The organism is Mycolicibacillus koreensis (assembly GCF_002104795.1).
In the GTDB taxonomy this organism is placed as follows: domain Bacteria; phylum Actinomycetota; class Actinomycetes; order Mycobacteriales; family Mycobacteriaceae; genus Mycobacterium; species Mycobacterium koreense.
Genome location: NZ_NCXO01000043.1, coordinates 21,096 through 30,300 on the forward strand (window position 1 = coordinate 21,096; position 9,205 = coordinate 30,300).

Sequence of the window (9,205 nt, forward strand, 5' to 3'; positions counted from 1 at the left end):
GGATCGGCCTAGGGGGCCTGCCCGTAGATGCTGGTCACCCAGATGTGGGCGAGGGTGTCGACCAGATGCGCCGGCGCCACCGCCGGGGCCTCATCGGCCAGCGCGGCGATCATCGTGCGCTCGTTCATCTGATTGAGCGCGGTGGACAGGTCGACCGCCGGGATGGTCTGCGGGGCGGCCCCGCGGTCGCGTTCGGCGGTGATCATCGCCGCGGTGGAATCGATCCATTTCTGCATGTAGGAGTTCCACATCGCGCGGAACTCGGGGCTGGTGGCCAGCGCCTCGGTGCCGGCGCGGGCCACCGGGCGGTGCGAGCCGAACGCGGTGAAGAACGCCTTGATCCCGCTGCGCCACACCCGGCGCGGATCGGCCGCCACCCGGCCCACCGCCCCGTCGAACTCGGCGTCGGCGCGCGCGATCATCGGCTCGAGCAGTGACAGCAGCACCGCGTCCTTGGACTTGAAATAGAAGTAGAACGTCGGCCGGGAGATCCCGGCGCCGCGGGCCAGGTCGTCCACCGAGATGTCGGCGAGCGGTTTCTGCTCCAGCAGCCGTTCGGCGGTCGCCAGGATCGCCGCTTCCCGATCGTCGCCGGACGGGCGGGCGGGGCGGCGCCCGTGGGTGCGGGTCTGGTTGGCGGTGGTCACCAGCGCCACTTTACACCCTGTCGAGTAAATCAACAGGGTGTTGACTGTCTCGACACACCGTTGATAACCTGGCGCCATGACCGAACACCACGACGTTGTCATCATCGGCGCCGGCATCTCCGGCATCAGCGCCGCCTGGCATCTGCAGGAGCGATGCCCGAGCAAGGACTACGTGATCCTGGAACGCCGCGAACGGCTCGGCGGCACCTGGGACCTGTTCAAATACCCGGGGATCCGCTCCGACTCCGACATGTTCACCCTCGGCTTCCGGTTCAAGCCCTGGACCTCGCCCAAGGGCATCGCCGACGGCGAGGCGATCTGGAACTACGTGCACGAGGCGGCCGTGGAGAACGGCATCGACAAGCACATCCGCTACCGCCAGCAGGTGGTGGCCGCCGACTGGTCCGACGCGGACAACCACTGGACGCTGACCGTCGACGCCGACGGTGAGCAGACCCAGATCACCGCGTCGTTCGTGTTCGCCTGCAGCGGCTACTACAACTACGACGAGGGGTATTCGCCGACGTTCCCCGGCGCGGAGGACTTCACCGGCACCATCGTGCACCCGCAGCACTGGCCGGAGGACCTCGACTACGTCGGCAAGAAGATCATCGTGATCGGCAGCGGCGCGACCGCGGTCACGCTGATCCCGGCGCTGGCGAATTCCGGCGCGGGGCATGTGACGATGCTGCAGCGCTCACCGACCTACATCGGCTCGCTGCCGCTGGTCGACCCGATTGCGGTGCAGACCAACCGGCTGCTGCCGCCGAAGGCGGCCCACGTGGCCAACCGGTGGCGCCAGATCGGGTTCTCCGTGGCCCAATACCAGCTGTCGCGACGGTTCCCCAAGTTGATGCGCAAGGCGCTGCTCGGCCTGGCGCGCCGCCAGCTGCCCCGCGGCTACGACGTCGAAAAGCACTTCGGCCCGCGCTACAACCCGTGGGATGAGCGGCTCTGCCTGGCCCCCGACGGGGACCTGTTCCGCACCATCCGGGAGGGCAAGGCCGACGTCGTCACCGACACCATCGACACCTTCACCGAGAACGGGATCCGGCTGGACTCCGGCGCCGAGCTCACCGCCGACATCATCATCACCGCCACCGGGCTGAACATGCAGCTGCTCGGTGGGGCGACGCTGTACCGCAACGGCGAGGAGATCGACCTGAGCCAGGTGATGACCTACAAGGGGCTGATGTTCTCCGGGGTGCCCAACGCGGCGGTGACGTTCGGCTACACCAACGCCTCCTGGACGCTCAAGGCCGACCTGGTCTCGGAGTTCGTCTGCCGGGTGCTCAACTACATGGACGCCCACGGCTTCGACAAGGTGGAACCCGAACACCCCGGCGACACCGTCGAGCAACGCCCGTTCATGGACTTCACCCCGGGCTATTTCCGCCGGGCGATGGACGCGCTGCCCCGCTCCGGGGCGACGGCGCCGTGGCGGCTCAAGCAGAACTACCTGTTCGATGTGCGGCTCATCCGGCACGGCCGGGTCGACGAGGAGTCGCTGCACTTCACCAAGCACCGCGTCCCCGAGACGGTGTAGCGGCGCGCCGGGTCAGCCTGCGGTGACGACGATCCCGTCGTCGTCGCTGTAGGCGATCTCGCCGGGGCAGAACGTCACCCCGCCGAACCGCAGGTCGACGTCGCGCTCCCCGGCGCCGGTCTTGGAGCTCTTGCGCGGGTTGGTGCCCAGCGCCTTGATCCCGATGTCGAGGGTGGCCAGGGTCGCGGAGTCGCGCACCGCGCCGTGCAGGATCAGCCCCGCCCACCCGTTGGAGCGGCCCAACTCGGCGATGAGGTCGCCGACCAGGGCGGTGTGCACCGACCCGTCGCCGTCGACCACCAGGACCCGGCCGTTGCCGGGCTCGCCGAGCACCGACTTGAGCAGCGCGTTGTCCTGGAAACAGCGCACCGTGGTGATCGGTCCGGCGAATTCGCTGCGGCCCCCGAACTGTCGGAACTGGGTGTCGCAGCTGCGCACGTCGGGGCCGATGTCATCGACCAGGTCGGCGGTCGGCCGAAAGGTGATCGCCACCGGCTCAGTCGTCGTCGCGCAGGACGCGGCGGATCAACAGCAGCGCCAGCAGGCTCACCAGCGCGGCCACCGCCAGCGGCACCACCGGGGCCGAGGACTCCGGTGACGGTGCCGGCCGCGGTGTCGGCACCGGGTTGTTCGCGGTCTCCACGGTCCTCTTCGCCTGCGCCGCGGCCTGCTTGGCGCCGTCGACGAGGTCGCGGGCGCCGTTGGTGGCGGGCGGGGCTTCCTTGGCGGCGGGGGCCTTCTTCGCCGGGGCCTTCTTGGCGGGGGCTTTCTTGGCCGCCGCCTTCTTCGCGGGCGCCTTCTTGGCCGCCGCCTTCTTCGCGGGGGCCTTCTTCGCCGGCGGCGGTGCCGCGGACTCGGCCGGCGGTGGAGGTGCGGGCTTGTCGGCGGGCGGCTGCGCGGGCTGGTCGGCCGGGCGCGGGGTCTCGTCAGGCCGATCCGGCGAGTCTGCCATGGGGGCGCTCCTTTGTCGTTGCTCGTCACCTACACCGGGAACGGTGACCATCATGCCAGCCCCGCCGCGGGCGGTGTCAGGTTCGTCGCCGCGACGACACCACCGACCACGCCAGGGCGCCCCCGACGAGCGCGACCGCCCCGACGACGAACGGCCAGATCGGCAGGCCGTCGCCGGAGCCGGGGGAGGTCACCGTCGGACCGGGGGTGCCGGAGCCCTCCTCGGTCAGGGTGAACGTCCAGGCCCCGGAGACCACGTGCCCGTCGGCGGAGGTGACCCGGTAGTGCACGGTGTAGTCGCCGGCGGGACCCAGGGGGCGCAGCCCGACGCTGACCGTCGGGCCGTCGACCTGCACGTCGTCGGTCGACCACAGGTGCTCCCCGTCGGGGCCGATGACGTTCATCGCCGCGAACGTGGTCTGCAGCTTCTCGTTGAACGTCGCGCTCACCCGCTGCGGGCCGGCGGCGATCTCGGCGTCACGGTCCGGGGCGGTGGAGACGAGCACCGCGTGGGCGCCGGCCACCCCCGCCAGCCCGAGCGCGCCGACCAGCAGGGCGGCCAGTGCCAGCACCGCCCCGGCCAGGCGCGCCGACGCGGTCACGATCGCCGCCGGGCCACGACCACGCCCACCGCGGCGGCCGCCACCAGCAGCGCCGCCCCGCCGAGCCAGCGTGCGGTGTTGTCCGTACCGCCGGTGTTCTCGGCGGCCGGCCCGGGTGCGGCGGTCACGTCCACGCTGTGCGCATCGTGATGGGCGGGCGGCCCGGCGGTCAGCGCCAACGTCGGCACCGGGTGCTCGGGCTCGGAGCCGTCGGGCAGCGGCGGCTGATCCCAGGCGACCTCGGTGCCATCGGCGTAGGTCTGCACGGCCGGGAAGGTGACGGTGTCGCTGTCGGGCAGCGCCACCGAGATCCGGAACAGCCCGAACTGGTCGGCCGGGATGCCCGCATCCGGCGCGGCGGTCCAGGTCACTGCGCGCACGGTCCCGGCGGCGGGGTCGCGGTCGAGCACCGCGGTCCAGCCCGACATCGTCTCGGTGCGCACCGCGGCCACGTCCGGCAGGGTGATGCGCAGCCCGGTGGTCGCCGCGGCGGTCTCCGACTCGTTGGGCACCGCGAAGGTGACGGTGGCATACCCGCCGCGCACCGCGTTGTCGCTGCTGGCGGTGACGTGGGCGGCGGCGGTGGCGATCCCGGTGGTGGCGCCGAACACCACGGCGGCGGCCAGGGCGGCCAGGGCGCGCGGGAAGTGCAACTGCATAACGGTGTCCTCGCTGTCGGGGCTTGTCGGGGCGGGTGCCGGCGGGTCCGGGCCGGCGGGGTCAGGTCAGCCCGAGCCGGGCCAGCAGGTCGGCGTCGATGCCGTCGAGTTCGGCGGCGATCGCGGCATGGGCGGTGCGTCGACGCTGCGCCGGCATGTTCTGCGCGGCGGTGACCGCCGCCGCCAGCTCGGCCAATCGCGCGGTCATCGCGGCGGCGAACTGTTTGGTCTCGGCGTCCTTGGGCCGGTTGTCCTGCACCGCGCGCAGCGTCTTCTCCGCCCCGGCGATCCGCGCCGAGAGCTGCGCACCGTGGCCGGCGTACTGGCCGACCTGGGCCAGCGGGATCCCGAGCTGGTCGGCGCGGCGCTGGTCGACCCAGCCGCGGGCGGCGGTGGCCGCGCGGTAGAGCACCGGGATCACCACCGGGGCCAACAGCCGCGACACCGTCAGCAGCCGCTTGATCCGGGTCGGGGACAGCAGCTTGCCTTCCTGGACGGCCTTGAGCTGGGTCTGGGCCGCCTTCTGCACCGCCCGGTCGCTGTCGGCCTGCGCCTTCAGCTGCGCTTTGAGGGCCTTGGCCTCGGCGCGCTGCGTCGATTTGAACCGGCGGGCCTCGTTCTTGGCGGCCAGCTTGGCTTCCAGCTTGGCGCGCGCCTTGAGCGCGCGCGCCTCGGCGCGGCGCTGGGCGCGGGTTTTGCGCTGACGGAACAGACCCATTCGCGGACGCCTCCCGGTCTCTCGATCGCTTGCGCCAACCCTAACGGGCCGGTGCCGCCGGCCGGCGGGGAAGGCGCGCTAACCGTCGAGATCCTCGCGGCGGCGCAACTCCCGGGCCCGATCGAGCAGCTCCTGCTGGGCCTGCGGGGACAACCCGTTGGCCAGTGCGGCGAGCCGGCGGGCGCCGTCGTCGCGGACATCGGCCAGCGCGCACAACTCGACGTCCAGCGAGCGGTAGTAGTCGTCGTCGGTGAAGAACGCCGGCTTGATCCGGAAGAAGTTGGCCAACGCGGTGATGGTGGCCGATGACGGGTTGGTCCGGTTCCCCGAGCGCAGCTGCGACAGATACGGCGCCGACATCGTCACCCCTTCGGCTTTGAGGGCGGCGATCACCTCCGCCGAGGTGTGCGGGCCCCGCCCGGGCGGATACACCGTGTCGAACAGGCGGTTCAGGCGAGCAGCGAACGACGTGCTCATCGGGGAGACCTCCCAGCGGCCCGAATAGAGGGAACGATGTGAACGAAATCGCGGTGAACGAATTCTTGGGTGAACCAAATCTTTGCTGATCATCGTAGCGATGCGGATGCTCACAGCCAAGTGCGAAGTTTGCAGAAGTTAGCAGCTGCCGCCTCCATTGCTCACCATAAGCACACTTGTGGTGGGCGGTGCCGACGATTGACCGATATTTACTGGCCAAATACCGGGGGTGGTGATCCGACGGATCCGGTTCCGGTCGCCTTCCGGGGCTCCGAACGGCAGCGGCCAGCGCGCCGGCCAGCTAGCAGGGTCACGCCGAGCGGCCGGTGTCTGAGTTATTTGTGAGTTTGCTGTCAATGGTGGCGCGGCGGCGCCGCGCGGCGGTCAGCGCCGCGAGTGCGGCCGCCGCCCCGGTGGCACCCAGCGCCGCGAGCACCAGCGGTGTCGGGGCTCCCAAGGCCCGCGCGGTGAGCATCCAGACCCCGAACAACAAGAACAGCAGGCTGGCGAGCACGTGCAGCAACCGCTCGGGCAGTCGCCGATGCAGCACCCGGCCGGCCACGATCGCCACCGCGTCGGCGGCCACCATGCCCACCGTCGCCCCGATCCACACCCCGGCCCAGTCGTGGTCGCTGGCCAACGCCACGGTCGCCAGCATCGTCTTGTCGCCGAGTTCGGCGAGCAGGAACGACGAGACCACCGCGAACCAGGCGAACCGGGGTTCGGAGACGGTCGGGGCGTCCTCGGGGCGGGACTCGCCTTCGCGCCACGTCCACGCGGCGAAGGCGAAGAACGCCACCGCCGCGGCAACCGCGATCGGCCGCTCGGGCAGGGTGGTGCCGAGAAAGTGCCCGACGGTCACCGAGATGCCGTGCACGGCCAGCGCCGCCACAGCGACCCCGCTGAGCACCACCCACCAGCGATGCCGCAGTGCGTAGGTCAGCGTGATCAGTTGGGATTTGTCGCCGAGCTCGGCGAGGAACACCACACCGAGGCTGACCAGAATCGCGGTGAGCATGCTGGGGAGTCTCCGAGACCTTCCGACGCGCCGGCGGCGGCCGTGCGGCGACGGCCCTGCCACCTGTGGTCGAAGGTCTCGCCCACCGGGCCTCGCGCGCTCGGTTCGCCGGCCGGGCCCTGCGGCCAGTGTGTCGACCCGACGATTGGGGGCTACTCCCCTTCGCTGACGCGTCCAGGCTAGCGGGTGATCGCAGCCTCGGCCACCGCCGCGCCGGACCCCAACGACAGCGGCGCGGACCCCTCCTGCTCGGGTCCGCGCCGCCGGTAGCGTTACGGGAGTCAGCCGGTGATCAGACCGCTGGCCTTCGACGTGGCGGTGGCGAACCGTGCCTGCACGTCGGCCCAGTTCACCACGTTCCAGAACGCCTTGACGTAGTCGGCCTTGACGTTCTTGTACTGCAGGTAGAAGGCGTGCTCCCACATGTCGACCTGCAGCAGCGGCACGATGCCCAGCGGCACGTTGGCCTGCTGGTCGTAGAGCTGGAAGGTCAGCAGCTTGCTGCCCAGGGTGTCGTAGCCGAGCACCGCCCAGCCCGACCCCTGCAGCCCGTTGGCGGCGGCGGTGAACTGCGCGCGGAACTTGTCGAACGACCCGAAGGCGTCGTCGATGGCGGCGGCCAGCTCACCGGTGGGCTTGTCGCCACCGTTGGGTGAGAGGTTCTTCCACCAGATGGTGTGGTTGACGTGCCCACCGAGGTGGAAGGCGAGGTTCTTCTCGTTGAGCAGGATCGCCGAGTGGTCGTCGTTGGCGCGGGCTTCCTCCAGCGCGGCCAGCGCCGAGTTGGCGCCTTTGACGTAGGCGGCGTGGTGCTTGCTGTGGTGCAGTTCGTTGATCTGGCCCGAGATGTGCGGTTCCAAGGCGCTGTAGTCGTAGTCCAGGTCGGGGAGGGTGTAGTCAGCCACGAGATTCCTTCCGTCGGTTAACACAGGGCTGGGTTCAATTCCTGGTGCGCACGCTCACACCGTGGCGCATTTCCAGCCTAGTCACCGCCGCCGGGGTTGGGCAGGCGCGGCTCTGCACCCCCGGGGGCGCCGGCCCTGCGGGCGGCGTGTCAGAGCAGCACGACCAGGGTCAGCATCACCAGCAGTCCCAGCGCGATGATCCCGGCGCGCACCCCGGCGAGCACGTAGGAACGGTTGCAGGCGGCGGGGTCCGACGGCCAGGCGGCGCTGTGGCCCGGCTGCGGCCCGATCGATGCGGTCTCCCTCAACACCATGTCCTGACCTCGATGTTCAACCCGACTGCCGTGAAGTGGCTCACAAAAACACTGTGATGGCCATCATAGCCAATCGTCCGGCGGCCAGCGAAATCGGTCGACCGGCGGAGGCCACGGTGATTTGCCGGGCTACCGATTTCGCTCGCCGGGGCGGCACGCCGGGCGCCGCGGCGCGGTCGGATCCGGCGTGTTGTCCACAGCGTCGGGTCGCCGTAGGGCCTGTGAGCGCGGAGATCGGCGCGAACCGGCCCCCGCCGTCCTGTGGATAAACCTGTGGAAACTGTGGATACCGGAAAGTAGCTGTCGGGCCGTACGACGCCGCCGCGGCGCACCGTCGCGGCGGGAGCGGGCAACGGCCGTTACCCTGAGACGGTGATCCAGCGGTGCTCTCAGTGCGGTACCCGGTGGAATGTGCGCGACCGGCAGCGCCAGTGGTGCCCGCGCTGCCGGGGCGCCCTGCTGGCCCCGCAGGCCCCACCGGCCCCGGTCGCCCCGGCTGTCTCGGCTGGCCCGCCCCCGATGCGGCTGCCGTCCGGGTTCCGGTGGATCGCGGTGCGCCCCGGCGCCCCGCCGCGCCGTGAGCACCGCCGACCGCCGCTGGGCCCCACGCCGCGCTACCCGGTGATCCCGCGCTGGAGCCTCGATGACCGGTGGGTGCCCGCCGCAGCCGCACCGCCGTCCGGGGCGGGGTCGCTGTGGGCGCGCTGGAGCGACCCGGACACGGTGGTCGCCGACGCGACACTGCGGCGGTGGCTGCGCGGTGCGGCGATCGCCGTCGGTGCCGCCGCGATCGCCTACGCCGCGCAGTACCTGCTGCTCATCATCAACCGCAGCCGGCTGCTGCACCCGGCCGTCTCCGCCGGCGGGGTGTGGCTGCCGGTGCTGGCCGGCTCCGCTGCGCTGGTCGCGCTGATCGGGGTCGCGGTGGTCGCCACCCAGTGGCTGGTCGCCCGCCGCCGCGCGGCCTTCGACGCCGCCGGCCGGCCCGCGACCCGCAGCGCCGCCGCGGTGCGCTGGGGCTGCCTGGTGCCGGTGGTCAACCTGTTCTGGGCGCCGGTGTTCCTCATCGAGTTGGCCCGGCTGGAGGGCCGTGAACGGCGGCTACGCGCCCCGATCCGGCTCTGGTGGATCGCGTGGGCGGTGACCACCGGCGCGGCGCTGTTCGCCACCGCCACCCGCTGGGTGCGCGACGCCCAGGGCATCGCCAACAACATCATGGCGATGGTGGTGACCTATCTGCTGGCCCTGCTCACGCTGTGGCTGCTGGCCCGGGTCCATGCCGGGTTCGGCGCCGTGACCGCCGCCCGCCCGGCCCACCGGTGGGTCGTCGTCGACCCCGCCGGCGATACCGATCCTCCCGCCGAGCCC

The 9,205-nt window shown here is 71.3% G+C and carries 12 protein-coding genes; 2 read left to right on the forward strand and 10 right to left on the reverse strand.

Annotation, left to right across the window (positions count from 1 at the left end; genetic code table 11):
- Positions 1 to 8: 8 nt before the first annotated feature.
- Positions 9 to 647, reverse strand: a complete 639-nt coding sequence (locus B8W67_RS16185) for a TetR/AcrR family transcriptional regulator (RefSeq protein ID WP_069393090.1) — start codon at positions 645 to 647, stop codon at positions 9 to 11.
- Between the two features lie 76 nt (positions 648 to 723).
- On the opposite strand from B8W67_RS16185, the gene B8W67_RS16190 reads away from it, so the two are divergent.
- A complete protein-coding gene (locus B8W67_RS16190) occupies positions 724 to 2,193 on the forward strand; it encodes a flavin-containing monooxygenase (RefSeq protein ID WP_069393073.1) in 1,470 nt (489 codons plus the stop codon).
- Positions 2,194 to 2,205: 12 nt separating this feature from the next.
- Here B8W67_RS16190 and rraA read toward each other — a convergent pair whose 3' ends face one another.
- The 9 genes from rraA to B8W67_RS20955 all read right to left on the reverse strand — a co-directional run bounded on the left by rraA (position 2,206) and on the right by B8W67_RS20955 (position 7,837).
- Positions 2,206 to 2,685, reverse strand: a complete 480-nt coding sequence (rraA, locus tag B8W67_RS16195) for a ribonuclease E activity regulator RraA (protein WP_069393072.1) — start codon at positions 2,683 to 2,685, stop codon at positions 2,206 to 2,208.
- Between the two features lie 4 nt (positions 2,686 to 2,689).
- Positions 2,690 to 3,145, reverse strand: coding sequence for an Rv3852 family protein (locus B8W67_RS21575; protein WP_069393071.1), 456 nt, complete (start codon positions 3,143 to 3,145; stop codon positions 2,690 to 2,692).
- Between the two features lie 76 nt (positions 3,146 to 3,221).
- Positions 3,222 to 3,746, reverse strand: a complete 525-nt coding sequence (locus B8W67_RS16205; RefSeq protein ID WP_069393070.1) for a copper resistance CopC family protein — start codon at positions 3,744 to 3,746, stop codon at positions 3,222 to 3,224.
- The gene (locus tag B8W67_RS16210) at positions 3,743 to 4,405 is read right to left on the reverse strand and encodes a YcnI family protein (RefSeq protein ID WP_069393069.1); all 663 of its coding nucleotides are present in this window, start codon (positions 4,403 to 4,405) and stop codon (positions 3,743 to 3,745) included. Before B8W67_RS16210 ends, B8W67_RS16205 begins: the two co-directional genes overlap by 4 nt.
- Positions 4,406 to 4,466: 61 nt before the next feature.
- Positions 4,467 to 5,123 (reverse strand): DUF6474 family protein, encoded by a 657-nt coding sequence (locus B8W67_RS16215; protein WP_069393068.1) that lies wholly within the window; start codon positions 5,121 to 5,123, stop codon positions 4,467 to 4,469.
- 78 nt (positions 5,124 to 5,201) lie between these two features.
- The gene (locus B8W67_RS16220) at positions 5,202 to 5,600 is read right to left on the reverse strand and encodes a helix-turn-helix transcriptional regulator (protein WP_069393067.1); all 399 of its coding nucleotides are present in this window, start codon (positions 5,598 to 5,600) and stop codon (positions 5,202 to 5,204) included.
- 310 nt (positions 5,601 to 5,910) lie between these two features.
- The gene (locus tag B8W67_RS16225; RefSeq protein ID WP_085304999.1) at positions 5,911 to 6,618 is read right to left on the reverse strand and encodes a TMEM165/GDT1 family protein; all 708 of its coding nucleotides are present in this window, start codon (positions 6,616 to 6,618) and stop codon (positions 5,911 to 5,913) included.
- Between the two features lie 281 nt (positions 6,619 to 6,899).
- Entirely contained in the window at positions 6,900 to 7,523 is a 624-nt protein-coding gene (locus tag B8W67_RS16230) for a superoxide dismutase (RefSeq protein ID WP_069393065.1), read from the reverse strand.
- 149 nt (positions 7,524 to 7,672) lie between these two features.
- Complete coding sequence (locus B8W67_RS20955) at positions 7,673 to 7,837, reverse strand: hypothetical protein (RefSeq protein WP_163797262.1); 165 nt, start codon at positions 7,835 to 7,837, stop codon at positions 7,673 to 7,675.
- A 411-nt stretch (positions 7,838 to 8,248) separates the two neighbouring features.
- On the opposite strand from B8W67_RS20955, the gene B8W67_RS16235 reads away from it, so the two are divergent.
- The coding region (locus tag B8W67_RS16235) for a DUF4328 domain-containing protein (RefSeq protein ID WP_207567707.1) at positions 8,249 to 9,205 on the forward strand (957 nt) is incomplete at its 3' end.

Coding starts and splice junctions, on each gene's coding strand:
- B8W67_RS16210 (WP_069393069.1), bottom strand. CDS start 4,405: ATGCAGTTGCACTTCCCGCGCGCCCTGGCCGCCCTGGCCGCCGCCGTG.
- B8W67_RS16220 (WP_069393067.1), bottom strand. CDS start 5,600: ATGAGCACGTCGTTCGCTGCTCGCCTGAACCGCCTGTTCGACACGGTG.
- B8W67_RS16190 (WP_069393073.1), top strand. CDS start 724: ATGACCGAACACCACGACGTTGTCATCATCGGCGCCGGCATCTCCGGC.
- B8W67_RS16225 (WP_085304999.1), bottom strand. CDS start 6,618: ATGCTCACCGCGATTCTGGTCAGCCTCGGTGTGGTGTTCCTCGCCGAG.
- B8W67_RS16215 (WP_069393068.1), bottom strand. CDS start 5,123: ATGGGTCTGTTCCGTCAGCGCAAAACCCGCGCCCAGCGCCGCGCCGAG.
- B8W67_RS20955 (WP_163797262.1), bottom strand. CDS start 7,837: ATGGTGTTGAGGGAGACCGCATCGATCGGGCCGCAGCCGGGCCACAGC.
- B8W67_RS21575 (WP_069393071.1), bottom strand. CDS start 3,145: ATGGCAGACTCGCCGGATCGGCCTGACGAGACCCCGCGCCCGGCCGAC.